Genomic DNA, 25,194 nt, shown 5'->3' with positions numbered 1-25,194 from the left:
CCGGTGCGGGCTTACTTGTTGTCCATCTGCAGCACGGCCAGGAACGCTTCCTGCGGGATCTCCACGCGGCCGACCTGCTTCATGCGCTTCTTGCCTTCCTTCTGCTTTTCCAGAAGCTTCTTCTTGCGCGAAACGTCGCCACCATAGCACTTGGCCAGCACGTTCTTGCGCATGGCCTTGACCGTGGTACGGGCGATGATCTGCGAGCCGACGGCGGCCTGGATGGCCACGTCGAACATCTGGCGCGGGATCAGGTCCTTCATCTTCTCGCACAGCTCGCGGCCGCGGCGGTCGGCATGGCTGCGGTGCACGATCAGCGACAGCGCATCGACCTTGTCACCGTTGATCAGCACATCCACGCGCACGAACGGGCCGGCGTCGAAGCGCACGAAGTGGTAGTCCAGCGAGGCATAGCCACGGCTGACCGACTTCAGCTTGTCGAAGAAGTCCAGCACCACTTCGGCCATCGGCAGCTCGTAGCTGATCTGCACCTGGCTGCCCAGGTAGTTGATGCCGATCTGGCTGCCGCGCTTTTCTTCGCACAGCTTGATGATGTTGCCGATGTACTCCTCGGGGGTGAGCACGTTGGCACGGATGATCGGCTCGCGGATCTCCTCGACCTGGTTCACCGGCGGCAGCTTGGCCGGGTTATCCATGTTGATGATCGAGCCATCGGTCTTCAGGACTTCATACACCACCGTCGGCGCGGTGCTGATCAGGTCCAGGTTGTATTCGCGCTCCAGGCGCTCCTGCACGATTTCCATGTGCAGCATGCCGAGGAAACCGCAGCGGAAGCCGAAGCCCATCGCCTCGGAGCTTTCCGGCTCGAAGCGCAGCGCGGCATCGTTCAGGCGCAGCTTGTCCAGCGCTTCGCGCAGGTCCGGATAGTCCTCGGCATCGACCGGGAACAGGCCGGCGAACACGCGCGGCTGCATTTCCTGGAAGCCCGGCAGCGGCTTCGGTGCCGGGTCGCCGGCCAGGGTCAGGGTGTCGCCGACCGGCGCACCGTGCACGTCCTTGATGCTGGCGGTGACCCAGCCCACTTCACCTGCACGCAGCGCCGGCAGCACCTTGCGCTTCGGGGTGAACACGCCGACGTTGTCGACCTGGTGGTTGCGGCCGGTGGACATCACCTGCAGCTTGTCACCGGCCTTGATCTCGCCCTGCATCACGCGCACAAGCGAGACCACGCCCAGGTAGTTGTCGAACCAGGAGTCGATGATCAGCGCCTGCAGCTTCTCGGTGTCGCGCGGCTTCGGCGGCGGAATGCGGTGCACGATCGCTTCCAGCACGTCCTGCACGTTCAGGCCGGTCTTGGCACTGACCGGCACGGCGTCGGAGGCGTCAATGCCGATCACGGCCTCGATCTCGGCCTTGGCGCGCTCGATGTCGGCGGTGGGCAGGTCGATCTTGTTGATCACCGGCACCACTTCCAGGCCCTGCTCCACGGCGGTGTAGCAGTTGGCCACCGACTGCGCTTCCACGCCCTGGGCCGCATCGACCACCAGCAGCGCGCCTTCGCAGGCGGCCAGCGAGCGGCTGACTTCATAGGAGAAGTCGACGTGGCCGGGGGTGTCGATGAAGTTCAGATGGTAGGTCTGCCCGTCCTTGGCCAGGTACGGCAGCGACACCGACTGCGCCTTGATCGTGATGCCACGCTCGCGCTCGATCGGGTTGGAGTCGAGCACCTGCGCTTCCATCTCGCGGGCCTGCAGGCCACCACAGAGCTGGATGATGCGGTCGGCCAGCGTGGACTTGCCGTGGTCGACATGGGCGATGATGGAGAAGTTGCGGATGTTCCGCATCGAATCAGAAGACATAGGTGGCGGCGGCGCGCGGCGTCGTCAGGGTAACGGTCGATTATCGCATGCCCGGCGCCCGCCCGCGAAAACGGCCTCATCGGACCGGGTCCGGAACGGCCGAAGCCCCGCCGGGGCGGGGCTTCGGAGGAGAAGCAAGGGCCGCCGAAGCGGCCCCGGCAGGCCTTACTGGCCGGCCTTGACCGCTACGAACGCGCTGTTGCCGCTGCCGGTGCGTACCAGCAGCATCACCACGTCGCCCTTCTTGTAGCTGGACAGCGCGCGGTTCAGCGCGTCCACGCTGCCGACCTGGGTGCTGGCCACCTGCAGGATCACCATGCCCGGAGACAGGCCCGCATCACGCGCGCCCTGGCCCTTGACCCCGGTGATGCGCACGCCTTCGCCCGATTCCAGGCCCAGCTGCTTGCGCTGCGGCGCGGTCAGGTCACTGACGTCCAGCCCCAGCAGGGCATTGGCGCCGGCCTGCGGCGCCGCATCGCTGTCGCCGGTGGCCGGGCCACGCGAACTGGCCTGCCCGTCTTCGGTCAGGGCGGTCAGGGTGGCGCTGAGGTCACGCGGCTTGCCATCTCGGATCACGCCCAGGGTGACCCGGCTGCCCGGTGCCATCGCGCCGATCAGCGGCGGCAGGTCGGACCAGCTGTTGACCGGCGCGCCGTTCACCGAGCGGATCACATCGCCGATCTTCACCCCGGCCCGGGCTGCAGCCGAATCCGGCACGATCTGGTTGACCAGGGCGCCGCGGCTGTCCGGCAGGCCCATCGCCTGCGCCTTCAGCCCGTCGATTTCCTGCACCACCGCGCCGAGCTGGCCGCGGGTGACCTTGCCGGTCTTCTTGATCTGCTCGACCGCACTCATCGCCAGGTCGATCGGGATCGCGAAGCTGATGCCCATGTAGCCGCCCGACGCGGAGAATATCTGCGAATTGATGCCGACCACTTCGCCACGGGTGTTCAGCAGCGGGCCACCGGAGTTGCCCTGGTTGATCGCCACGTCGGTCTGGATGAAGGGCACGTAACGCTGGTCCGGACCGCCGGTGCTGCGGCCGAGGGCGCTGACCACGCCAGCAGTGACCGAGTGATCGAGGCCGAACGGCGAGCCGATCGCGACCACCCACTGACCCGGCTTGAGGGAGTTGGAGTCGCCAACGCGCACGGTCGGCAGGTTCTTGCCGTCGATCTTCAGCAGTGCGACATCGTACTGCTGGTCGCTGCCCACCACTTTCGCGGTGAACTCACGGCGGTCACCCAGCTTGACCTTCACCTCGCTGGCATCGGCCACCACGTGGTAGTTGGTCAGTACATAACCATCGGGCGAGATGATGAAGCCCGAGCCCATGCCGCGGCCCTTGATGCTCGGGCCACCGTCCGGGCCGCCCGGGCCCTGCCCCGGCATCGGGAAATCCGGGCCGAAGAAGCGGCGGAAGAACTCCGGCATGTCATCGCCGCCGCCCATCGGGCCCCGTGAGGCCTGGCGGTTGTTGCGGACGATGGTGGTGTCGACGTTGACCACGCCAGGCCCGACCTGTTCGACCAGATTGGTGAAGTCAGGCAGGCCCGTGACCAGCGGCTGGGCCGGCGCCCGCGGCGCGGCGGCCGGCGCGGCCTGGGTCTGGGCGGCCGGAGCCGGGGCCTGCGCGCAGGCCATCAACGGCAGGGTCAGGGCCAGCAGGCCCATGGCCTGCGTGCGGAGTCGGGGAGTCATCGGACGGCAACCTCCGGATCGGATGGAAAGAGGAATACGGGCCCCGCCGACGGCGGGGCATGAAAGCGCCCGGCTCAGTCGCGCGGGCGCGGCGGCACCGGCAGGTCGTCCTGCAGGCGCGGCTCGAACGGGTAGAACGCCGCGCCCCCGGCATGGGCCGGGAAGCTCGCATTGAGCGCGCCGCCGGCAGCGGGCGCCAGGCTGGAGCGCGGCCACGGTCGCGCCTGCAGGCCACCGACCTCACCGAACGGCATGTTGCGGCTGGCATTGGCCGGCACGGTCGGGGTCAACGGCGCCTGTGCGGCGGCCACAGCGCGTTGCGGCATGTCCTCACGCTGGGCGGCACGCGCGGCCTGCTGGCTGCGGGTAGCGCTGGCGCGACGGGTGTCCTGGCGCCGGCTGGCTGCCGCCATGGCCACTGCCGGTACACCGGCCACGGCCATTGCGGCGTTATCCACCGAGGCTTCGGTCACCGGAGCCGGCGTCGTCGGTGCCGGCGCGAGTTCGGCCTGGCTGGCGATCACCTGCGGTGCCAACGGCTCGCCCGGGGTGGCCTCCTTCAGCTTCTCACCGCCCATGAACAGGGCCACCGCCGCCACCGATGCGGCCAGTGCGGCGCCACCGCCCCAGGCCCGCCAACCACTGCGGCGTACCTGACGACGCGGCTCGGCCTGCGGCGCCGGTTCGGCGGCGATGGCGGCGGCCACGGCAGCGCTGAAGCCGGCCGGCGCCAGCGCCGACGCCTGTCCGCGCATCACGTCGCCCAGCAGCTGCCAGCGTTCCTGGCAGCCGGCCAGCTCGGGGTCGTGCTCCATCCGGCGCAGCAGGAAGCGCGCTTCATCGGCGCCCAGCTCGCCATCGACCAGGGCCGACAGCTGTTCCCGATGGCGCTGGTCCAGGCGCTGCCCGGCGGGCGATTGGTGGTTCTGCGATTCGTTGAACGGATTACTGGTCATACGCGGCTCTTCTCACGGGTGGCGCTGCCGATGTCCAACAGCGGCCGGAGTTCGGTGTCGATCGCCTCGCGCGCCCGGAAGATCCGTGAGCGCACGGTGCCGATCGGGCACCCCATTTTCTGCGCGATATCCTCGTAACTCAGGCCTTCCACCTCGCGCAAGGTGATCGCCAACCGGAGCTCTTCCGGCAGCGCGTTGACGGCCTTCATTACCGTCTGTTCCAGTTCCTGGCGCATCAACTCGCGTTCGGGCGTGTCGGTGTCGCGCAGGCGCGTCCCGCTGTCGAACTGTTCGGCATCCCCGATGTCGATGTCATCGGTCGGCGGTCGGCGATTGTGTGAAGCCAGGTAGTTTTTGGCGGTATTCACGGCGATTCGATGCAACCAGGTTGAGAACTGGGCATCGCCACGGAAACTTCCGATCGCGCGGTAGGCACGGATGAAAGTGTCCTGGGCGACGTCCTGACATTCGCTCCAGTCGGCGATGTAGCGACCGACAAGGGCCACCACGCGATGCTGGTACTTGCGCACCAGGACATCAAACGCGGCGCTCTCGCCGTGCTGCACGCGCCGGACCAGTTCCAGATCCAGCTCCTGAGGTGTATCAACATCGGCCATGAGGGGCCGCACTCCTGTCAGCCCAACCGACGTCGGGCAATGAGACTGCCAATCCCGGGAAAAGTTCAGTCGCCGATCACCTGGCGCCGCACCAGCTTTTAACCACCGTTCCGTTAGCGTTCCGGTCCACGGCCATGGATCCGGGGTCGCCACTCCCCTGCTATTGGGATTTGACGCGGGGGAAACAACCTCTGGATCATAGCCGCTTCTCCATACACAACCGGATGGAACGTCCATGCTCTCAGGCTTCGATGGTCTCCGCTTCAGCCACTGGCACCCCGAGATCCGCGACGACGGCGTGGTGGTTCTCTCCCTGGATCGTCAGGACAGCAGCGTCAACGCCATGTCGCAGGACGTGCTGCTGGAACTGGGCGACCTGCTCGAGCGCATTGCACTGGACCCGCCCAAGGGCGTGGTGATCCAGTCGCTGAAGAAGGCCGGCTTCATTGCCGGTGCGGACCTGAAGGAGTTCCAGGAGTTCGACCGCCGCGGCACCGTCAACGACGCCATCCGCCGCGGCCAGGCCACTTACCAGAAGCTGGCCGAGCTGCCCTGCCCGACCGTGGCGGCCATCCACGGCCACTGCCTGGGCGGCGGCACCGAACTGGCACTGGCCTGCCGCTACCGCGTGGCCTCCAATGACAGCAGCACGCGCATCGGCCTGCCGGAAACCCAGCTGGGCATCTTCCCCGGCTGGGGCGGCAGCGCGCGCCTGCCGCAGCTGGTCGGTGCGCCGGCAGCGATGGACATGATGCTGACCGGCCGCACCTTGTCGGCCTCGGCCGCGCGTGGCATCGGCCTGGTCGACAAGGTGGTGGCGCCGGCGGTGGTGCTCGACACCGCCGTGGCGCTGGCGCTGTCCGGCACCACCCGCCCGTTCAAGCAGCGCGCGACGGCCTGGGCCACCAACACCTGGCTGGCACGCACTTTGCTGGCACCGCAGATGGTCAAGCAGGTCGCACGCAAAGCCAAGAAGGACCAGTACCCGGCGCCCTACGCGCTGATCAGCACCTGGCAGCGCAGCGGCGGCAAGCCGATCCAGGCGCGCCTGGATGCCGAACGCCGCGCCGTGGTGAAGCTGGCCAGCACGCCGACCGCGCGCAACCTGATCCGCATCTTCTTCCTGACCGAGCGCCTGAAGGGCCTGGGCGGCGGTGACTCCGGCATCCGCCACGTGCACGTGGTCGGCGCCGGCGTGATGGGCGGCGATATCGCCGCGTGGGCCGCCTACAAGGGCTTCGAGGTGACGCTGCAGGACCGCGAGCAGCGCTTCATCGACCCGGCCATGGAACGGGCGCAGGCTCTGTTCGCCAAGAAGGTGCGCGACGAGAGCAAGCGCCCGGCGGTGGCCGCGCGCCTGCGTGCCGATCTGGAAGGCAACGGCGTGGCCGAGGCCGACCTGGTGATCGAAGCGATCATCGAGAACCCGGAAGCCAAGCGTGCGCTGTACCAGACGCTCGAACCGAAGATGAAGCTGGACGCGCTGCTGACCACCAACACCTCGTCGATTCCGCTGGTGGAACTGCGCGACCACATCCAGCGCCCGGCACAGTTCGCCGGCCTGCACTACTTCAACCCGGTGGCGCAGATGCCGCTGGTGGAGATCATCCATCACGACGGCATGGCGCCGGAGACCGAGCGCCGCCTGGCCGCGTTCTGCAAGGCGCTGGGCAAATTCCCCGTGCCGGTGGCCGGCAGCCCGGGCTTCCTGGTCAACCGCGTGCTGTTCCCGTACATGCTGGAAGCCGCCACCGCGTATGCCGAGGGCATTCCGGGCCCGGTGATCGACAAGGCCGCAGTGAAATTCGGCATGCCGATGGGCCCGATCGAACTGATCGACACCGTGGGCCTGGACGTGGCCGCAGGCGTCGGCCGCGAACTGGCGCCGTTCCTGGGCCTGCAGATTCCGGCCGCACTGCAGACGGTGGAACCGGACAAGCGTGGCAAGAAGGACGGCCAGGGCATCTACACCTGGGAAAACGGCAAGCCGAAGAAGCCGGACGTGGCCAGCGATTACCAGGCCCCGGCCGATCTGGAGGACCGCCTGATCCTGCCGCTGTTGAACGAGGCCGTGGCGTGCCTGCACGAGGGCGTGGTGGCCGATGCGGACCTGCTGGATGCGGGCGTGATCTTCGGTACCGGTTTCGCCCCGTTCCGCGGCGGTCCGATCCAGCACATCCGCGCAGTGGGAGCCGATGCGATCGTCGAGCGGTTGAAGGCGCTGCAGCAGCGCCACGGCGACCGTTTCGCCCCGCGCCCCGGCTGGGACAACCCCGCCCTGCGCGAACCAGTGGTTTGAGTTTATCGGCCGGGCCTGCGGCCCGGCACCCGCAGAGGCAACCGCCGAAGCAAAAGCCAGAGCCAGAGCCAAAGCGGCTCTGGCTTTTCTGTTTGTTGGGCGGGGCGGTGTCGGGTTGCGGGGACGCCGTAAACCCGTCCTTGGGGGCTTGGCCGCGGCATCCATGCCGCGGACACCCCGCAACCCGACACCGCCCCACCCCTGACAGTTTCCCGGTGACGGTGGGTGAACTGCGATGGCTGGTAGATGTCGACGTTGGTCGGCACGGATCATTACGAACTGGTGGGTGTCGACCTTGGTCGACACCAGGAGCGAAGCGACCGGCGTTTGATTCTGACTTTGATTTTCTTTTTTCTTCTCCGTGGCTGGACGCACACGGAAACTGTCAGAGGCCGGGCGGGTGGGTGGCGCAGGGGCGTGAGCCGCATGGATGCGGCGATCGAGCTTACATGGACGTACTTGCAGCGTCCCCTGCGCCACCCACCCGCCCGGCCAAGCGCGGCTTCTGCTTTTGCTTCTGCCTTCAGCGACCAACCCCACAGCCACGAGGGGCTGCGCCGTTGGCTGGAACAACCTGTTACCCATACGGGGCATGTGCCCGTCACAGCTGCATGCGATGCTGACCACCTGATCCCTGCCAGCGAGAACGCCCGCATGACCACCATCATCGCCCCGCGCGTGCACGACATCGGCGGCCTCGAAGTCCGTCGCGCCGTCCCCACCCTGCAGGCGCGCAGCATCGGCTCGTTCGTGTTCGTCGACCAGATGGGCCCGGCACTCATGCACCCCGGCACCGCCATCGACGTGCGCCCGCATCCACATATCGGCCTGGCCACCGTGACCTACCTGTGGTCGGGCGCGATCGGCCACCGCGACACGCTGGGGTCGGACCAGGTGATCCGTCCCGGTGACGTCAACTGGATGACCGCCGGTCGCGGCATCGCCCATTCCGAGCGCACGCCGCAACCGGACCGCGACCATGACAACCCGATCCACGGCATGCAGACCTGGGTGGCGTTGCCGAAGTCGCATGAGGAAATCGAACCGGCCTTCTACCACCATGCCGCGGCCACCCTCCCCGAGCAGCGCCGCAATGGTGCCTGGCTGCGGGTGATCGCCGGGCGCGCCTATGGCGAGGAATCGCCGGTGAAGGTGTTCGCCGACACCCTCAACGTAGCGATCGACCTCGACCCGGATGCGGAGATCGATATCGACAATGGCCACCGCGAGCGCGCGTTGTACATCCTCGAAGGCGACGCGCAATTGGACGGCGTGGACATCCCCGCCCAGCACCTGGTGATCCCCGAAGCCGGTGCGATAGGTCGCCTGCGCGCGAAGACGCCGGTGAAGGCGATGCTGTTCGGTGGCGAGCCGCTGGATGGCCCGCGTCACCTGTGGTGGAACTTCGTGTCCAGCTCGAAGGAGCGCATCGAGCAGGCCAAGCACGACTGGGAGGCCGGTCGCTTCGGCACCATCCCGGGCGACGACAAGGAGTTCATCCCGCTGCCGCAGTACTGAACATCGCGTGTTGCACACATCCGAAGGTGTATCCCTGCACCCGGCGTTGACACTACAGTCACCCGCTGATCACTGAAATGTGACATAAATCACACTTTCAACCGTCAAAGGAGTGCAACACATGAGCATGGGTAAACGCTTGTCCGCCGAGTTCCTCGGCACGTTCTGGCTGGTTCTGGGTGGCTGTGGCAGCGCGGTGCTGGCCGCCAAGTTCGGTGGTGACGGCAATCCGCTGGGTATCGGTTTCCTCGGCGTGGCGCTCGCCTTCGGCCTGACCGTGGTGACCGGCGCCTATGCGTTCGGCCACATCTCCGGCGCGCACTTCAACCCGGCAGTCAGCGTCGGGCTGTGGGCTGGCGGCCGCTTCCCGACCAAGGACCTGGTGCCGTACATCATCGCCCAGGTCGCCGGCGGCCTGCTGGCCGGCTTCATCCTGCTGCAGATCGCCTCCGGCGCCAGTGGCTTCGCCATTGATGGCAGCCAGGCCGGTGCGTTCGCCAGCAACGGCTATGGCGCGCTGTCGCCCGGCGGCTACAGCGTTGCGGCCGCCTTCCTGTGCGAGGTGGTACTGACGGCGGTGTTCCTGATCGTGATCATGGGCGCCACCCATGGCAAGGCGCCTGCCGGCTTCGCGCCGCTGGCGATCGGCCTGTCGCTGACCCTGATCCACCTGATCAGCATCCCGGTCACCAACACCTCGGTGAACCCAGCCCGCTCCACGGCGGTGGCCTTCTTCGCCGGCAGCGGCGCGGTCAGCCAGTTGTGGCTGTTCTGGGTCGCTCCGCTGCTGGGCGGCGCGATCGGCGGCATCATTTACAAGTGGATCGGCAACGACCGCTGAGGCCTGCGAACCATTGCGGCCGACCTACGGCCGCAATGGTTACGCTTGTAACCGCAATTTGTGCGATTGCTCACGTTCCGTTAAGGTTGAGTTGACCGTCCGTGCACATGCCGGCCGGGGTGGCATCCGGGGATGGGATGCCAAGGCTGCCGGTCCATCCGGCGGAGCCAACGACACACCACCTTGGGGGATGCATGAAGTTCGCGCCTGTAGTGTTGTCGAGCCTGCTGTTCGCTGCGGCCCAGGCCGCTGCGCAGGCTCCCACCGAATGTCCTTCATTGCCGGCCAGCAGTGGCCTGCAGTGGCAACAGCAGGCACAGGCCGATTTCCTGGTCTGCCGCGCCAGCACCGGGGACGGCCGCGAGGTACTGAGCCTGATGCTCAGTGCGCGCGATCCCAACCTTCCATTGAACCGCTCGCTGCGCCAGGAAAAGGGCAGCTTCGGCGGTGAGTCGCTGTACTGGTACCAGCCCGATCTGGGAGGCCAGCAGCCGCCCGGCTATGCCGAGCGCCGCATCAGTGTGGTCAAGCTCGACAAAGGGCGTTACGCGCAGATTTCGCTGTATCCGGACAGCGCCCAGGAACTGGGCTCGCTGCAGCAGCTGGCGCAGGGCATGAGCCTGACCCCGTCGGCCGTGGCCGCGGGGCGCTGAAGGTGACGGGGATGACTGCCTGGCAGCATCCCCGCAATGCGACCCGATCCGACGGTAGTGCCGGCCGCTGGCCGGCAAACGCTTCGTTCCCGATCAGAAGAGGTTGCCGACCAGCGGCCGGCACTCCCTCAGAACTTGCCTTCCTGGAAATCGACGAAGGCCTGCATCAGTTCCTGCCGTGTGTTCATCACGAACGGCCCGTGGCGCATCACCGGTTCGCGCAGCGGACGGCCGGCCACCAGGATCAGCCGCGCGCCTTCGCTGCCGGCCGAAAGGTGCAGCTGCTCACCGCCGCCCAGCACCGCCAGCTCCTGGCGTGCCACGCCACGCGCGGCGTCCTGCTCCCCCACGGTCACGCCACCTTCGAACACGTATGCAAAGGCGTTGTGCCCTTCCGGCAACGCATAGGTCCAGGCGCGATCCGGGGCCAGCGTGATGTCCAGGTACAGCGGATCGGTGGCTGGCTGCACGATCGGGCCCTGCGTGCCATCCACGCTGCCGGCAATCACCTTCACGTCCACGCCCGGCTGCGGGTGCACCACGGGAATGCGCTCGGGCGCGAATTCCTGGTACTTCGGATCCGTCATCTTCTCCTTCGCCGGCAGGTTCACCCACAGCTGGAACCCGCGCATCTGCCCGCTCTCCTGCTCGGGCATCTCCGAATGCACCAGGCCACGGCCAGCGGTCATCCACTGCACGCTGCCCGGGGTCAGCAGGCCTTCGTTGCCGTGGTTGTCGCGATGCCGCATGCGCCCGTCGAGCATGTAGGTGACGGTTTCGAAGCCGCGGTGCGGATGCTCCGGAAACCCGGCGATGTAGTCCTCGGCACGATCGGTACCGAACTCATCGAGCAGCAGGAACGGATCCAGGTCGGGCAGCGTGGGGCCACCGATGACGCGGGTCAGGCGCACGCCGGCACCGTCGGAGGTGGGCATGCCACGGATGGTCCGCAGCACGCGGACCGGTTCGGGAAAGCTCATGGCGACTCCTGTTGGATGGATGCCACTGAAGATGGACGCCACACGGCCGCACGCCAATGGACGGCGCCGCAACCGATTGTTCCATCCCTGATGTTCGCTGCACGTCAGCACAACAAACGTACGACCAAAGTACTACCGCCGATTCGTCCTGTGCCAATTGACCCTGTCGAGGGCACGCGGGACTCTTTGTCTGTCTTTCCGGGAGAGAGCACCTCATGAAAGGGTTTTCCAAACTGGGCTGGGCGGTACTCGCCCTGCTCGGCGCATTCTGTCTGGGCACCGTAGCCCTGCGCCGCGGCGAACACATCAACGCACTGTGGATCGTGGTGGCAGCGGTTTCGCTGTACCTGGTCGCCTACCGCTTCTACAGCCTGTTCATCGCCAACAAGGTGATGCAGCTGGATCCGACCCGGGCCACCCCGGCGGTGATCAACAACGATGGCCTGGACTACGTGCCGACCAACAAGCACGTGCTGTTCGGCCATCACTTTGCCGCCATCGCCGGTGCCGGCCCGCTGGTCGGCCCGGTACTGGCCGCGCAGATGGGCTACCTGCCCGGCCTGTTGTGGCTGGTGGTGGGCGTGGTGCTGGCCGGTGCGGTGCAGGACTTCATGGTCCTGTTCCTGTCCAGCCGCCGCAACGGCCGTTCGCTGGGCGACCTGGTAAGAGAAGAGATGGGCCAGGTGCCCGGCACCATCGCGCTGTTCGGCGCGTTCCTGATCATGATCATCATCCTGGCGGTGCTGGCGATGGTGGTGGTCAAGGCGCTGGCCGAAAGCCCGTGGGGCATGTTCACGGTGATCGCGACGATGCCCATCGCGATCCTAATGGGCGTGTACATGCGCTACATCCGCCCCGGCAAGATCGGCGAGATCTCGGTGGTTGGCCTGATCCTGCTGCTGGCTGCGATCTGGTACGGCGGCAAGGTCGCCGCCGATCCGGTCTGGGGCCCGGCGTTCACCTTCACCGGCACCCAGATCACCTGGATGCTGATCGGTTACGGCTTCGTCGCCTCGGTACTGCCGGTGTGGCTGCTGCTGGCCCCGCGTGATTACCTGTCGACCTTCCTCAAGATCGGCACCATCATCGCGCTGGCCATCGGCATCCTGGTGGTGATGCCGGAACTGAAGATGCCGGCGCTGACCCAGTTCGCCGCCAGCGGTGATGGCCCGGTGTGGAAGGGCGGCATGTTCCCGTTCCTGTTCATCACCATCGCCTGCGGTGCGGTCTCCGGTTTCCATGCCCTGATTTCCTCGGGCACCACGCCGAAGCTGCTGGCCAATGAAGCGCACATGCGCTACATCGGCTACGGCGGCATGCTGATGGAATCGTTCGTAGCGGTGATGGCACTGGTGGCCGCATCGATCATCGACCCGGGCATCTACTTCGCGATGAACAGCCCGGCCGCGGTGATCGGTGCAGACGCGGCCTCGGCGGCGCACTACATCACCAACACCTGGGGCTTCACCATCACGCCCGAACAGCTGACTGCGACCGCGGCGGCGATCGGCGAACCGACCATCCTGCATCGTGCCGGTGGTGCGCCGACACTGGCGGTGGGCATCGCGCAGATCCTGCACGAAGCAATTCCCAGTGGCAGCGACGCGATGATGGCGTTCTGGTACCACTTCGCGATCCTGTTCGAGGCGTTGTTCATCCTGACCGCGGTGGACGCCGGTACCCGCGCCGGACGCTTCATGCTGCAGGACCTGCTGGGCAACTTCGTGCCGGCCCTGAAGAAGACCGAGTCGTGGACCGCCAACATCATCGGTACCGCAGGCTGCGTGGCGCTGTGGGGCTACCTGCTCTACACCGGCGTGGTCGATCCGTTCGGTGGCATCCAGACACTGTGGCCGCTGTTCGGCATCTCCAACCAGATGCTGGCCGGTATCGCGCTGATGCTGGGCACGGTGGTGCTGTTCAAGATGAAGCGTGACCGCTATGCGTGGGTTACCGCAGTACCGGCAGTGTGGCTGCTGATCTGCACCACCTACGCCGGCTTCATCAAGATCTTCGACAGCAACCCGGCACAGGGCTTCCTGGCACAGGCACACAAGTTCCAGGCCGCGCTCGCCAGCGACACCATCACCGCACCGGCCAAGTCAGTGGCGCAGATGAAGCAGATCGTGGTCAACGCCTACGTCAACACCGGCCTGACCGCGCTGTTCCTGCTGGTGGTGGGCGCGGTGCTGGTGTATTCGATCAAGACCATCCTGGCGGCCCGCCGCAATCCGCAGCGCAGCGACCGCGAGACCCCGTACGTGGCGCTGAAGCCGCATGAAATGGTGGATCTGTGATGAGCACGCAACTGGTTCCCGCCGGCCAGTACCAGGCCCACCGCCGCATCTGGCGGCGCCTGGTGCAGACCGCACGGCTGTGCTGTGGCATTCCTGATTACGACAACTACGTCCGTCACATGCTGGAAAAGCATCCGGACCAGGAACCGATGGACTACAAGACGTTCTTCCGCGAACGCCAGGAAGCGCGTTACGGCGGTCGCAACGGTGGCCGCTGCTGTTGAGGGTTGGGTGCCGGGCTTGCAGCCCGGCGCCCGCAGAAGCCCGAGCAACTACAAACTGCAACTGCAACTGCAACTGCAACTGCAACTGCTGGAGCGTCGGCTCTGGGTTTCTGTTTGCTTGGCGGGGCGGTGTCGGATTGCCGGTGACGGCGAGACACATGCGGGGTCAGATCCGTTTTCCGAAAGAAGACGGATCTGACCCCATTTTATTTATCGATATCTGACAGAAAAATGGTGTCGACCAAGGTCGACACCTACCAAAAGCCGCGCGTACCAGCAGTCGCCGTTACCCACAGCCGCGTGAACCTGTCGAAGGCGGGTGGGTCCGGTTGAGGGGGCGTGAGCGCCATGGATGGCGCGACCGAGGCTACATGGACGTATTCACGCCGTCCCCCTCAACCGGACCCACCCCGTCATCACACGGAATGCCGCTCTGGCTTTTGATGTTGAGGTTGCCGACCAGCGGCCGGCACTACCGCGGGTGCCGGGCGCCGCCTGGCTGGCCTCCTCAGCCGGTGGCCATCCACTTCAGGATCAGGCCGGTGACATACGCCAGGCCGGTACCAGTGGCATAGCCCACCGTGCCCAACAGCACGCCCACCGGGGCCAGCGTCGGATGGAACGCCGCTGCCACCACCGGCGCAGAGGCCGCAGCGCCGATGTTGCCCTGCGAGCCAATGGCGAAGAAGAACAGCGGCGCGCGCAGCAGCTTGGCCACGACCCACAGCACCAGCACGTGCGTGGCCATCCAGATCGCACCGAGCAGGAACAGCCATGGCCGGTCCAGCAGCGACAGCAGGTTCATCTGCATGCCGATGCAGGCGATCAGGAAGTACAGGAACACTGTGCCCAGCCGCGATGCACCGGCCGCTTCAAGCCGACGTGCGCGGGTAAAACTCAGGCCCAGGCCCATCGCGGTGGACAGCAGGATCACCCACACGAACTGGCTGTCCAGGCTGAACTGGCTGGCCCAGCTGACATGGGCCTTGAACCAGCCCGCCAGCGGCGCGGCGATCGCGTGCGCCAGGCCGACGCCGCCCAAGGCCACGCCGACGATCACCATCAGGTCGGTCATGCTGGGAATGCGCGCGTTCTGCGCCTCGTAGGCACTGATGCGCGCCTTCATCTCGTCGATGGCGCGGGTGTCGGCACCATTGCGGGTGTCGATCTGCTGTGCGCGGTTGGCCAGGAACAGCAGGATCGCCATCCACAGGCTGGCGCAGGCCACGTCGACCACGGCGAACTGGCCGAAGGTGGTGGCATCGGTGCCGAACACTTCGCGCATGGCGACCATGTTGGCGCCGCCACCGATCCAGCTGCCGGCCAGCGCCGCCATGCCCGCCCAGGTATCACCGGCCACGGTCTCCGGATGGATCAGCTTCATCAGCTGGAACGAGACGATAGCGCCGAGCATGATGCCGGCGGTACCGGCGCAGAACACGAGCAGCAGTTTCGGCCCGAGCTTGATGACGCCCTTCAGGTCGATCGACAGGGTCAGCAGGACCAGCGCGGCCGGCAGCAGCACGTCACGCGCGACCGGGTTGTACAGCGAGGTGTTGTGGCCATCGATGACACCAGCGGTGTTGTAGATGGCGGGGATGAAATAGCACAGCAGCAGTGCCGGCACCCAGGCGAAGATCTTCTTCAGCAGCGGGGTCGGACCACTGGCGGCCCAGAAGATCAGGGCCAGGGTGGCGGCAATCAGGCCCAGTCCAACGATGTCGTTGCTGATCAGGGCAGTAGCGGGTTCGGTCGGCACGGGATCCTCTGTCGATCGAAAGAGCGGAGAAAAAAAAGCGCCGCATAAAGCGGCGCAGGTCGAGATTAACATTGTCTTCACGCCGGGTCATGCTGCAGTGCCGACCACGCCTCCATCCCCTCAGGGAGCCCACTCATGCAGCTTGGCGCCTTTTCGGTCAGTCTCTCGGTGAAGGATCTCGCGGCCTCCCGTGCCTTCTACGAAGCCCTGGGCTTCTCGGTCACCGGCGGCGATCCAGCACAGAACTGGCTGGTGCTGCGCAGCAACGGCACCGTGATCGGCCTGTTCCAGGGCATGTTCGAGGGCAACCTGCTGACCTTCAACCCCGGCTGGGACCAGCACAAGCAGGAACTGACCCACTTCCAGGATGTGCGCGAGCTGCAGGCGGAGCTGGACGCCAGGGGCATCGCGCTGGCAGTCCGCACCGATCCCGATGGCCAGGGAACCGGCTACCTGCAGCTGGCCGATCCCGACGGCAACGTGATCCTGATCGACCAGCATGTGGCGCGGCCGAACGGGCGTTGACGCGGACAGCCATTGCGTGGGTAGGCGTCGACCTTGGTCGACGGGCAGCATGCCAACCAGGGTTGGCATCTACCAGGACGGCCGGATCAGCCCGGTCGCGAGGCACTGAAATCGAGCGTGACACGCGTGCCACGCGGCTCGCAGGGCTGCAGCTGCAGGGTCCAGCCCAGGTGCTCGCAGAGCCGCGCGATCAGATCCAGCCCGATGCCGCCGCCACGATCGGCGCGCTCGCCACGGGCCATCCGCGCGTGGATGGCCGCGATCTCCTCCGGGCTCATGCCATGCCCGGGGTCCTGCAGGGTCAGCACCGCCGACGAACTCAGCCGCAATTCGATGTGGCCACGGCCACTGTTCTCGATGGCGTTGCGCAGCAGGTTGCCGATCGCCGCCTGCACCACTGCCAGCGGCGCGACGATGTCCACCGGCGCGGCCTGGATGCCGATGCTCAGGTCCTTGTCGCCCAACAGATGGCGATGGTCGTCGACGATCTCCGGCAGCAGCTGGTCCAGCGCGATGCGCTCGGCACGCGCCGCCAGTCGTGCCGGATCACGCGCCAGCACCAGCAGCAGTTCGATCAGCTGCTCCACGCTCTGCGCGGTGCGCAGTACCCGCTGCATCTGCTGGCGCGCACGCTCGGGCAGGCCCGGTTGCTCCAGCGCCAGTTCGGCGGCACCGGTCATCACCGCGATCGGCGTGCGCAGTTCATGGCTGGCGGTGCTGATGAACACCCGCTCGCGTTCGACGAACTGTTCGTTGCGGTCCAGGTAATCGTTCAGTGCACCGGCAATCGTGTGCAGCTCGGAGCTGCCACGCGGGTCGACCTCTATGCGCTGCCCCTGCGCACCGGGCCGCAGATCGGCGATGCGCTGCGCCAGCAGGCTCAACGGTCGCACCATCCGCTCCATGCCGAAGGACGCCATCAGCACGGTGACGAAGATCATGATCACGCCCGCCAGCATCACCCAGCGCGTGGCGAACTGCTCCAGATCGTGGAAGTCGGAGATATCCAGCGCCAGCGCGACCCGCCCCATCGATTCGGTCTCGCGCACCATCACCGCCGTCTCGCGGCCCTTCACCATCACCCCGTCATGCAGCCCGGGATGCAGGGTACGCAGGCTGTCGGGCAGGTTGACCGCGTCGAAGCGGTAGAGGCTGAGCGTGTCCGAATCCTGCCAGCGGTAGTGCGGCTCGTGTTCGACATGTTCGACGATGCTGTCCAGTTCGGAATTGAGCAGCGCGCGCCAGGCAGCGTGCTCGGCATGCTCATGCACGTAATTGCCGACGCTGAACACCGCCAGCGAAAGCAGCGCCAGGTAGCCCAGCAACCACCACAGCACGCGCCGGTACAGCGGCCCGGGCTTACGCGCCTTCATCAGTATCCTTGCCAGCGTCGCTGCCGGTGGTCACGGCCAGCCGATAACCCACCCGCGGCAGGGTGTGGATCAGCTTCTCGGCAAACGGGCCGTCAACGCTGCGACGCAACTCGTAGACATGCGAGCGCAGCAGGTCACCATCCGGCGGCTCGTCGCCCCACAGGGCGAACTCCAGCTGCTGTCGTGTCACCGCACCCGGGCTGGCCCGCATCAGCACTTCCAGCAGTTTGCGGCACGCCGGGTACAGGTGCAGCACCTGGCCCTCACGCTGGGCCTCCAGCGTCGCCAGATCCAGCACCAGGTCGCCCACCTGCAGGCGCTTGCGCGGGTTGCGGCCCTGCGCGCGCAGCAGCAGCGCTTCCAGCCGCACCTCCAGTTCCGGCAGCGCGAACGGCTTGGTCAGGTAGTCGTCGGCGCCGGCACGGAAGCCGGCAATCTTGTCCGGCAGCTCGTCACGCGCGGTCAGCATGATCACCGGCACTTCCGATGCATGCTCGGTGCGCAGCTGGCGCAGCACCTCCGGCCCCTCCATGCGCGGCAGCATCCAGTCCAGGATCACCGCGTCGTAGGGATGGCTTCCGGCCAGGTGCAGGCCGGTGATGCCATCCGGGGCCACGTCGAGCACATGCCCGCGCGACTCGAAATAGTCGAACAGGTTGGCCACCAGCTGGCGGTTATCCTCGATCACCAACAGACGCATGCACGAAACATCCACGGAAGTTCGTACCATGGTAGCGCCGCCCATGTCGGAATGCGGTCGTCCCGCCCCCTTCTGACGCTTTTCCCACCCCCGCCACCTCAGAATGGCCGTTTTGCTCCCGGAGCCTGCCGTGCCCGTAGCCCTGCCCCGCCGTTGGCGCCTGCCCCTGTTGTGGCTGCTGATCATTGCTGCATTGGCAGCGGGCATCGGCCTTCGGCAGCCGCAGCCGCCGGACGAGCCGCGCTTCGTGCTGGCCGCGCGGACCATGGTCGAGAGCGGGCAATGGCTGCTGCCGCATCGTGGCAGCGAGCTGTATGCCGAGAAACCACCGGTGTTCATGTGGCTGCAGGCGGCCGCTTACGAGGTGGTCGGCAGCTGGCAGTGGTCGTTCCTGCTGCCGTCATTGCTGGGCGCCCTGCTGAGCCTGTGGCTGGTGTCGGATCTGGCACGGCGGCTGTGGTCGCCGCGGCATTCCATCTATGCCCTCGCGGCGCTGTTCTGCACCCTGCAGTTCGGGCTGATGGCCAAGCGTGCGCAGATCGACATGGTGCTGGTGGGGATGACCACCGTCGCCGTGTGGGGCTTGATGCGGCACCTGTGCGAACGTCGTAACCTGCCCGCGCTGTGGCTGGCCGGTTTCGCCGCAGGCGTCGGCACGGTGACCAAGGGCGTGGGTTTCCTGCCGTTGCTGATGGTGCTGCCCTGGTTCGGCTGGTGGCTGTACCAGCGCCGTCGCGGGTACCGCGTGGAGGGTCCGCACCCGGCAACGCTGCTGTGGCTGATCCCGGCGTTCCTGCTGGGCGTGGGCGTGTGGCTGGCGCCGCTGGGCTGGGCCCTGCTGCACACGCCCAGCGCCGAACTGCAGGCCTACGCGCATGAGCTGCTGTTCAAGCAGACCGGTACCCGTTATGCCAATGCCTGGCACCACCGGCAGCCGGCCTGGTACTACCTGCAGGTGATCCTGACCCTATGGCTGCCGGGCAGCCTGCTGCTGCCGATGCTGTTCAAGCCCTGGTGGCGCCGTATCCGCCGTGGCGACCGTCGCCAATGGCTGCTGCTGGGCTGGGCGGTGCTGGTACTGGTGTTCTTCAGTGCCAGCCCGGGCAAGCGCGAGGTGTATCTGTTGCCGATGCTGCCGGCAATGGCACTGGCCGTGGCACCGCTGCTGCCCGGCCTGTTGCGCCGCCTGTGCGTGCGCCGCTACCTGTTCGGCTACAGCGTGGTGCTGATGCTGGCCACCGGCGTGCTCGGCGTGATGCTGATGACCGAGCACCCGTGGGCGTTGGCGCAACTGGAACGCCGCGTCATGCCGGATACGCTGCTGCCGGTGCTGGGCGATGGCCTGCTGACCTTCGCCATTGCCCTGGCCACGCTGATCGTGTGGCTGCGGGTACGTCGTGCCGCGACGCTGGTGCTGCTGACCCACGGCATGCTGTGGATGCTCTACGGCCTGGTGCTGATGCCTGCACTGGACCCCTTCGCCTCGGCATCGGCGCTGATGCGCCGGGTCGGCGCTCGGATCGGTCCCGACGCCGAACTGGCGCTGGTGGCCTGGCGCGAGCAGAACCTGCTGCAGGCCGACCGGCCGGTGCGCGAGTTCGGCTTCAAGCGGCCCTGGGCCGAGCAGTGGCACGACGCCGGGCCGTGGCTGGCCGAGGCGCCGGACAAGCGCTGGCTGCTGGTGCTGGATGATGCGATGAGCCCGTGCGTGGACCCGAGCAAGGTGATCGATATCGGTGTTGCCAACAGGAACCGTTGGCAACTGCTTCCCGGTACCGCATGGAACCCGCAATGCCACGCCGAGCGGGCCGGGTCGACCGCCGAAGAAGACTGAACGTCGGCACGTGCTGGGCAAGCATTAACCCGGCACGAACGAGCGTCCGACCCTTCTCCGACATCCAGGTGACGAGCATGACCGCGGATTCCCGACCCGCCCTTTCCCAGCATGCCCGTCCGTCCCCTTGATGCGGTAGCGCCGCTTGCGACATCGCCACTGGCGTCACGATTTGCCGTAACTCACCTCTGGCTGCCTGTCGCAATCGGTCTGCCCTTGTTTACGCTGCTGATGGGGTTCGGCGGCGACCAATGGGTGGCCGATCACCTGTTCCGCCTTGAGGGGGGCCACTGGGCGCTGCAGGACGCCTGGGTCACCCGCACGCTTGTGCACAAGGCTGGCAAGTGGCTGAGCACGGCTGCTGCCCTCGTGGCGATCCTGCTGTGCTTCCACCACTGGCGGAAGGGTCGCGATCGCACCCTGCGGTGGGCGCTGCTTTATGTCGTAATTGCCATGGCTCTGGGCACGGGTGTGATCTCCCTGCTGAAGTCGCTGGTGCCGATGGAATGCCCCTGGGACCTGCTGCGCTACGGCGGCCACCAGCCTTTCATCGGGCTTTTCACGGCGCGCCCCGCAGGCATGGCCGCGCAGGCCTGCTTCCCGGCGGGCCACGCCAGCGCGGGTTATGCATGGTTGTCCCTGTACTTTTTTGCCTTGCTGTGGCGCCCTTCATGGCGCTGGGCCGGGTTGTGGATCGGCCTTGCCACCGGCCTGGTGTTCGGCATCAGCCAGCAGCTGCGGGGTGCGCATTTCCTTTCGCATGACGTTGCTACTGCGTTGATCTGCTGGCTGCTTTCGCTGGGCCTGTATCTGATCGTCAAACGCGTCCTGGCACGTCGTCAGCTCGACCGTCCCCACCGCCAGGAGGCAAACGCATGAGTGCATCGGTCCAACGCCCCGCCCGCCTTCCCGCGTTGGCAAACCTTCGCCGTTGGCGGCCGCAGCTGTCCACCGAAGCACTGATCGCACTGACCAGCCTGTTCTTCGCGGTGGCCGGCAACGGCCTGTTCTGGCACAGCGCGATGGCCAGCCATCCGGGCAGCCTGCGCTACGCGCTGTCGCTGCTGCTGTTGCTGCTGGGTGCGCACGGCGTGCTGCTGGGCATCCTGGTCTGGCGCTGGAACGCCAGGGTGGTGATCAGCCTGTTGCTGCTGGTGACCGCATTCGCCGCGCACTACATGAGCCGTTACCACATCTACCTGGATGCGGACATGTTGCGCAACGTGCTGGCGACCGATCCCAAGGAAAGCCGCGAGCTGATGACCGTGTCGCTGGTGTGGCCGGTGCTGTTGCTGGCGGTGTTGCCGATGATCGTGCTGTGGCGCGTGCAGCTGCGCCGTCGCAGCTGGGGTCGCAGCCTGCTCTGGCGCGTCGGCTTCCTGGTGGTGGCGGCAGTGACCGCGGTAGGCGGCGCATTGATCTCGTTCCAGGATATCTCGGCACTGATGCGCAACCAGCGCGAAGTGCGTTACCTCGCCACCCCGGCCAACGTGCTGCTGGGCATGCCACGCGCACTGCGTGGCGACAACCCGGTGCAGCGCGCGCCGAAGCTGCCGATCGGTACCGATGCCAAGGCCACCCCGCGTGCACCTGCCAGCAAGCCGCGCCTGCTGGTGATCGTCATGGGCGAAACCGTGCGCGCACAGAACTGGGGCCTCAACGGTGGCCGCAACACCACCCCGGAACTGGCCCAGGCCAGTGTGGTCAATTTCCCGGATATGCATTCGTGCGGCACCAGCACCGAGGTTTCGCTGCCGTGCCTGTTCTCGCCATGGGGCCGTCACGACTACGACGAGAAGAAGATCCGTGCACACCAGTCGCTGCTGCACGTATTGAACCGTGCCGGCATCGCACCGTTGTGGCGTGACAACCAGTCCGGATGCAAGGGCGTGTGCGAAGGCCTGGAGTTCCAGTCGCTGTCCGATGCGACCACCCCGGGCCTGTGCGCCGACGGCCGCTGCATGGACGAGATCCTGCTGCAGGACCTGGCCACCCAGGTGCGTGCCAAGTCCGGCGACCGCGTGGTGGTGCTGCACCAGCTGGGCAACCATGGCCCGGCCTATTTCGAGCGCTATCCGGCCGCCTTCGCCCGCTTCAAGCCAACCTGCGATACCCGTGACATCGGCCGCTGCTCGCGCGAAGAGATCACCAACAGCTACGACAACGCCGTGCTGTACACCGATCACTTCCTGAGCAAGACCATCGGCACGCTGCAGGGCATGCAGGACTACGACACGGCGATGATCTACCTGTCCGACCACGGCGAGTCGCTGGGCGAGAAGGGCCTGTTCCTGCACGGCGTGCCTTACGCCATCGCCCCGGCCGAGCAGACCCGGGTGCCGATGACGATGTGGTTCTCGCCGGGCTTCGCCAGCAGCCGCGGGCTGGACCTGCAATGCGTGCGCAGGCGTTCGGCGGCCTATACCGACCACGACAACCTGTTCCCGTCGGTGCTGGGCCTGATGCAGGTGAAGACGGCGCTGTACGAGCGCGATCGCGACGTGTTCGCCAACTGCGAGAGTTGAGGGTTTGTCGGCAGGGCTGCGCCCTGCACCCGCCGAGGCCACTGCACAAGCAACGGCAACAGCAGAAGCAGGCGATTCGTGGCTTGGCGGGGCGGTGTCGGAATGCGGGGACGCCGCAAGTACGTCCATGTAGGCTTGGCAGCCGCATCCATGCGGCTGACACCCCGCACTCCGACACCGCTCCACCTCTGACAGATTGTCCCGATCTGGTAGATCCACGCCATGCGTGGATGAATTTCCATCGGAATCGAATAGTCGAATTGAATTCGAAAAGCATCCACGCATGGCGTGGATCAATGACAGGTCGCGGAAATCTGTCGAAGGCGGGGTGGGTCCGGTTGCGGGGGCGTGAGCGCCATGGATGGCGCGACCGAGCCTCCATGGACGGATTTACGGCGCCCCCCGCAACCGGACCCGCCCCGCCAAACCACGGACAGTCCGCTGTTGCTGTTGCTTCGGCCTTTTGCCGTTGCTTGAAAGCCTCTGCGGGTGCCGGGCGCCGCCCGGCCGACTTCCGCCACTTGCGGTGGCAGCGACGGCCCACTAGCCTTCGGCCGTCGTTCACCACCCAAGGACCGCCCGTGAAACACCGTCATCTCCTGCTGGCCTCGGCTGTCGCCGCCGCCACGCTGGCCCTGGCCGCCTGCAAGAAGGAACCCACCCCAGGCACCGATACCGCCAGCAGCAGCGCCCCGGCCGGCGAAACCGCCGACCAGTTCGTGGCCCGCATCAATGCCGAATTCAAGGCCGCCTACCCGGAGATGACCTCGGCGCAGTGGCTGTCCTCCACCTACATCAACAGTGACTCCGAACGCATCGCGGCCAAGGCCAACGAGCGCTCGCTGACCCAGCTCAACAGCTGGATCGAGCAGGCCGCCAAGTTCGATGGCAAGCCGATGAGCGAGGACAGCAAGCGCGCGATCCACCTGCTGAAACTGATGTCCTCGATGCCGGCGCCACGCGATCCGGCCAAGCTGGCCGAGCTGACCCAGATCGCCACCCGCATGGAAGGCAGCTACGGTGCCGGCAAGTACTGCACCGACGCCAACGATCCCAACTCCTGCCGCCAGCTGGGCGAGCTGGAACAGGTGCTGGCACGCAGCCGCGATTACGACAAGCAGCTCGACGCCTGGCAGGGGTGGCACAGCACCACCAAGAGCATGCGCGGCGACTACCAGAAGTTCGTCGGCCTGGTGAACGAAGGTGCCAAGGGCATGGGCTTCACCGATGCCGGCCAGATGTGGCGCAGCGGCTACGACATGCCGCCGGAGCAGATCGGCCCGGAAACCGATCGCCTGTGGGAACAGGTCAAGCCGATGTACGAGCAGCTGCACTGCTACGCACGCGGCAAGCTGGACAAGACCTACGGCAAGGACAAGGCCGAAGTGGGCAACGGCCTGATCGCCGCGCACCTGCTGGGCAACATGTGGCAGCAGGACTGGTCGAACCTGTGGGACCAGCTGGAACCGTATCCGGGCGCTGGCAGCCTGGACATCACCGCAGCGCTGGAAAAGCAGTACCAGACCAACCTGAGCGCGGCGCTGGCCAAGGCCGGCAAGGACGCCAACGTGGCCGCCCAGTACAAGGCGCAGCGTGAGGCCGAACTGCGTACCGCCAAGCAGATGACCGAGCGCGCGCAGGACTTCTACGTGTCGCTTGGCATGCCGTCGCTGCCGCAGTCCTATTGGGAAAAGACCCAGTTCATCAAGCCTGACGACCGCGACGTGGTCTGCCACGCCAGCGCCTGGGACATGAACATGGAAGGCGACGTGCGCACCAAGATGTGCATCAAGCCGAACGAAGAGAACTTCACCACCATCTACCACGAGCTGGGCCACATCTATTACGACCTGGCCTACAACCCGCTGCCGCCGCTGTTCCAGGGCGGTGCCAACGATGGCTTCCATGAAGCAATCGGCGACACCATCGTGCTGGCGATGACGCCCAAGTACCTCAGCTCGATCGGCTTGGTCGATGCGCCGACCGAAAGCCGCGAGGCGGTCATCAACAACCAGATGCGCATGGCGCTGTCGGGCGTGTCGTTCCTGCCGTTCGGGCTGATGATCGACCGTTGGCGCTGGGGCGTGTTCGATGGCTCGATCACCGCCGACAACTACAACAAGGCGTGGTGGGACCTGAAAGCCAAGTACCAGGGCGTGGCGCCGGCCGCCACCCGTGGCGAAGAGTTCTTCGATCCGGGCGCGAAGTACCACGTGCCGGGCAACACCCCGTACACCCGCTACTTCCTGGCGCGCATCCTGCAGTTCCAGTTCTACAAGGGCCTGTGCGACGCGTCCGGCTACAAGGGCCCGCTGCATGAGTGCACCTTCTACGGCAACAAGGAAGCCGGCCAGAAGTACTGGGCGATGCTGAGCAAGGGTGCCAGCCAGCCGTGGCAGGCCACGCTGAAGGAACTGACCGGTACCGACAAGCTCGATGCCGGCCCGATGATCGAGTACTTCACCCCGGTCAACGAGTGGCTGAAGCAGCAGAACGAAGGCCAGATGTGCGGCTGGCAGGCCAACGCGGCCCCGGCAGCAAAATGAGAAAAGGGGCGGGTCCGCGAGGATCC

The 25,194-nt window shown here is 66.4% G+C and carries 19 protein-coding genes; 11 read left to right on the top strand and 8 right to left on the bottom strand.

Features of this window, described 5'->3' with window-relative positions:
- Positions 1–11 precede the first annotated feature (11 nt).
- The 4 genes from lepA to rpoE all read right to left on the bottom strand — a co-directional run bounded on the left by lepA (position 12) and on the right by rpoE (position 5,094).
- A complete protein-coding gene (gene lepA, locus AC5QAH_RS00295; RefSeq protein ID WP_010482819.1) occupies positions 12–1,805 on the bottom strand; it encodes a translation elongation factor 4 in 1,794 nt (597 codons plus the stop codon).
- 180 nt (positions 1,806–1,985) lie between these two features.
- On the bottom strand, positions 1,986–3,521 hold the full coding sequence (locus AC5QAH_RS00290; RefSeq protein WP_043402378.1) for a DegQ family serine endoprotease: 1,536 nt from the start codon (positions 3,519–3,521) through the stop codon (positions 1,986–1,988).
- 74 nt (positions 3,522–3,595) lie between these two features.
- A complete protein-coding gene (locus tag AC5QAH_RS00285; RefSeq protein WP_049411162.1) occupies positions 3,596–4,477 on the bottom strand; it encodes a sigma-E factor negative regulatory protein in 882 nt (293 codons plus the stop codon).
- Positions 4,474–5,094, bottom strand: a complete 621-nt coding sequence (gene rpoE, locus AC5QAH_RS00280; RefSeq protein ID WP_010482816.1) for an RNA polymerase sigma factor RpoE — start codon at positions 5,092–5,094, stop codon at positions 4,474–4,476. The genes AC5QAH_RS00285 and rpoE overlap by 4 nt, the downstream gene beginning before the upstream one ends.
- 235 nt (positions 5,095–5,329) lie before the next feature.
- On the opposite strand from rpoE, the gene AC5QAH_RS00275 reads away from it, so the two are divergent.
- The 4 genes from AC5QAH_RS00275 to AC5QAH_RS00260 all read left to right on the top strand — a co-directional run bounded on the left by AC5QAH_RS00275 (position 5,330) and on the right by AC5QAH_RS00260 (position 10,405).
- Positions 5,330–7,393, top strand: coding sequence for a 3-hydroxyacyl-CoA dehydrogenase NAD-binding domain-containing protein (locus AC5QAH_RS00275; RefSeq protein ID WP_049455001.1), 2,064 nt, complete (start codon positions 5,330–5,332; stop codon positions 7,391–7,393).
- A 654-nt stretch (positions 7,394–8,047) separates the two neighbouring features.
- Entirely contained in the window at positions 8,048–8,911 is an 864-nt protein-coding gene (locus AC5QAH_RS00270) for a pirin family protein (RefSeq protein WP_029550874.1), read from the top strand.
- Between the two features lie 121 nt (positions 8,912–9,032).
- Entirely contained in the window at positions 9,033–9,752 is a 720-nt protein-coding gene (aqpZ, locus tag AC5QAH_RS00265; RefSeq protein ID WP_019338641.1) for an aquaporin Z, read from the top strand.
- Positions 9,753–9,946: 194 nt separating this feature from the next.
- Positions 9,947–10,405, top strand: coding sequence for a hypothetical protein (locus AC5QAH_RS00260; RefSeq protein ID WP_010482811.1), 459 nt, complete (start codon positions 9,947–9,949; stop codon positions 10,403–10,405).
- Between the two features lie 128 nt (positions 10,406–10,533).
- On the opposite strand, the gene AC5QAH_RS00255 is transcribed toward AC5QAH_RS00260, so the two are convergent.
- Positions 10,534–11,385, bottom strand: coding sequence for a pirin family protein (locus AC5QAH_RS00255; RefSeq protein ID WP_010482810.1), 852 nt, complete (start codon positions 11,383–11,385; stop codon positions 10,534–10,536).
- Positions 11,386–11,600: 215 nt separating this feature from the next.
- Here AC5QAH_RS00255 and AC5QAH_RS00250 point away from each other — a divergent pair, with 215 nt between their 5' ends.
- Entirely contained in the window at positions 11,601–13,682 is a 2,082-nt protein-coding gene (locus tag AC5QAH_RS00250) for a carbon starvation CstA family protein (protein ID WP_010482809.1), read from the top strand.
- Positions 13,682–13,906, top strand: coding sequence for a YbdD/YjiX family protein (locus AC5QAH_RS00245; protein ID WP_005410613.1), 225 nt, complete (start codon positions 13,682–13,684; stop codon positions 13,904–13,906). The genes AC5QAH_RS00250 and AC5QAH_RS00245 overlap by 1 nt, the downstream gene beginning before the upstream one ends.
- A 508-nt stretch (positions 13,907–14,414) precedes the next feature.
- Here the strand turns inward: AC5QAH_RS00245 and AC5QAH_RS00240 are convergent.
- Positions 14,415–15,665 (bottom strand): DUF819 family protein, encoded by a 1,251-nt coding sequence (locus tag AC5QAH_RS00240; protein WP_010482808.1) that lies wholly within the window; start codon positions 15,663–15,665, stop codon positions 14,415–14,417.
- Between the two features lie 135 nt (positions 15,666–15,800).
- Here AC5QAH_RS00240 and AC5QAH_RS00235 point away from each other — a divergent pair, with 135 nt between their 5' ends.
- A complete protein-coding gene (locus tag AC5QAH_RS00235; RefSeq protein ID WP_010482807.1) occupies positions 15,801–16,190 on the top strand; it encodes a VOC family protein in 390 nt (129 codons plus the stop codon).
- A gap of 86 nt (positions 16,191–16,276) precedes the next feature.
- On the opposite strand, the gene AC5QAH_RS00230 is transcribed toward AC5QAH_RS00235, so the two are convergent.
- Entirely contained in the window at positions 16,277–17,563 is a 1,287-nt protein-coding gene (locus tag AC5QAH_RS00230) for a sensor histidine kinase (RefSeq protein WP_049435291.1), read from the bottom strand.
- Positions 17,550–18,263 carry a response regulator transcription factor gene (locus AC5QAH_RS00225; RefSeq protein WP_049454906.1) on the bottom strand — a complete coding sequence of 238 codons (714 nt, stop codon included), beginning with the start codon at positions 18,261–18,263 and terminating at the stop codon, positions 17,550–17,552. Before AC5QAH_RS00225 ends, AC5QAH_RS00230 begins: the two co-directional genes overlap by 14 nt.
- A gap of 103 nt (positions 18,264–18,366) precedes the next feature.
- On the opposite strand from AC5QAH_RS00225, the gene AC5QAH_RS00220 reads away from it, so the two are divergent.
- The 4 genes from AC5QAH_RS00220 to AC5QAH_RS00205 all read left to right on the top strand — a co-directional run bounded on the left by AC5QAH_RS00220 (position 18,367) and on the right by AC5QAH_RS00205 (position 25,168).
- Positions 18,367–20,097, top strand: a complete 1,731-nt coding sequence (locus AC5QAH_RS00220; RefSeq protein WP_277883754.1) for an ArnT family glycosyltransferase — start codon at positions 18,367–18,369, stop codon at positions 20,095–20,097.
- 111 nt (positions 20,098–20,208) lie between these two features.
- Positions 20,209–20,976: a phosphatase PAP2 family protein gene (locus tag AC5QAH_RS00215; protein WP_029379842.1), complete on the top strand. Its 768-nt coding sequence runs from the start codon at positions 20,209–20,211 to the stop codon at positions 20,974–20,976.
- Positions 20,973–22,622, top strand: coding sequence for a phosphoethanolamine transferase (locus AC5QAH_RS00210; protein ID WP_010482802.1), 1,650 nt, complete (start codon positions 20,973–20,975; stop codon positions 22,620–22,622). Before AC5QAH_RS00215 ends, AC5QAH_RS00210 begins: the two co-directional genes overlap by 4 nt.
- A 581-nt stretch (positions 22,623–23,203) precedes the next feature.
- Positions 23,204–25,168 carry a M2 family metallopeptidase gene (locus AC5QAH_RS00205; RefSeq protein ID WP_049454910.1) on the top strand — a complete coding sequence of 655 codons (1,965 nt, stop codon included), beginning with the start codon at positions 23,204–23,206 and terminating at the stop codon, positions 25,166–25,168.
- Positions 25,169–25,194 lie beyond the last annotated feature (26 nt).

The organism is Stenotrophomonas sp. YJH_SMC_43 (assembly GCF_059372535.1).
Note: the sequence above shows the minus strand (reverse complement) of the source record. Positions and strands in the feature narration are given on the sequence as shown.

Bases quoted from the DNA above. Each gene is read 5' to 3' on its own strand.
- lepA (WP_010482819.1), bottom strand. From the start codon at position 1,805: ATGCGGAACATCCGCAACTTCTCCATCATCGCCCATGTCGACCACGGC.
- AC5QAH_RS00290 (WP_043402378.1), bottom strand. From the start codon at position 3,521: ATGACTCCCCGACTCCGCACGCAGGCCATGGGCCTGCTGGCCCTGACC.
- AC5QAH_RS00285 (WP_049411162.1), bottom strand. From the start codon at position 4,477: ATGACCAGTAATCCGTTCAACGAATCGCAGAACCACCAATCGCCCGCC.
- rpoE (WP_010482816.1), bottom strand. From the start codon at position 5,094: ATGGCCGATGTTGATACACCTCAGGAGCTGGATCTGGAACTGGTCCGG.
- AC5QAH_RS00275 (WP_049455001.1), top strand. From the start codon at position 5,330: ATGCTCTCAGGCTTCGATGGTCTCCGCTTCAGCCACTGGCACCCCGAG.
- AC5QAH_RS00270 (WP_029550874.1), top strand. From the start codon at position 8,048: ATGACCACCATCATCGCCCCGCGCGTGCACGACATCGGCGGCCTCGAA.
- aqpZ (WP_019338641.1), top strand. From the start codon at position 9,033: ATGAGCATGGGTAAACGCTTGTCCGCCGAGTTCCTCGGCACGTTCTGG.
- AC5QAH_RS00260 (WP_010482811.1), top strand. From the start codon at position 9,947: ATGAAGTTCGCGCCTGTAGTGTTGTCGAGCCTGCTGTTCGCTGCGGCC.
- AC5QAH_RS00255 (WP_010482810.1), bottom strand. From the start codon at position 11,385: ATGAGCTTTCCCGAACCGGTCCGCGTGCTGCGGACCATCCGTGGCATG.
- AC5QAH_RS00250 (WP_010482809.1), top strand. From the start codon at position 11,601: ATGAAAGGGTTTTCCAAACTGGGCTGGGCGGTACTCGCCCTGCTCGGC.
- AC5QAH_RS00245 (WP_005410613.1), top strand. From the start codon at position 13,682: ATGAGCACGCAACTGGTTCCCGCCGGCCAGTACCAGGCCCACCGCCGC.
- AC5QAH_RS00235 (WP_010482807.1), top strand. From the start codon at position 15,801: ATGCAGCTTGGCGCCTTTTCGGTCAGTCTCTCGGTGAAGGATCTCGCG.
- AC5QAH_RS00230 (WP_049435291.1), bottom strand. From the start codon at position 17,563: ATGAAGGCGCGTAAGCCCGGGCCGCTGTACCGGCGCGTGCTGTGGTGG.
- AC5QAH_RS00225 (WP_049454906.1), bottom strand. From the start codon at position 18,263: ATGCGTCTGTTGGTGATCGAGGATAACCGCCAGCTGGTGGCCAACCTG.
- AC5QAH_RS00220 (WP_277883754.1), top strand. From the start codon at position 18,367: ATGGCCGTTTTGCTCCCGGAGCCTGCCGTGCCCGTAGCCCTGCCCCGC.
- AC5QAH_RS00215 (WP_029379842.1), top strand. From the start codon at position 20,209: ATGCCCGTCCGTCCCCTTGATGCGGTAGCGCCGCTTGCGACATCGCCA.
- AC5QAH_RS00210 (WP_010482802.1), top strand. From the start codon at position 20,973: ATGAGTGCATCGGTCCAACGCCCCGCCCGCCTTCCCGCGTTGGCAAAC.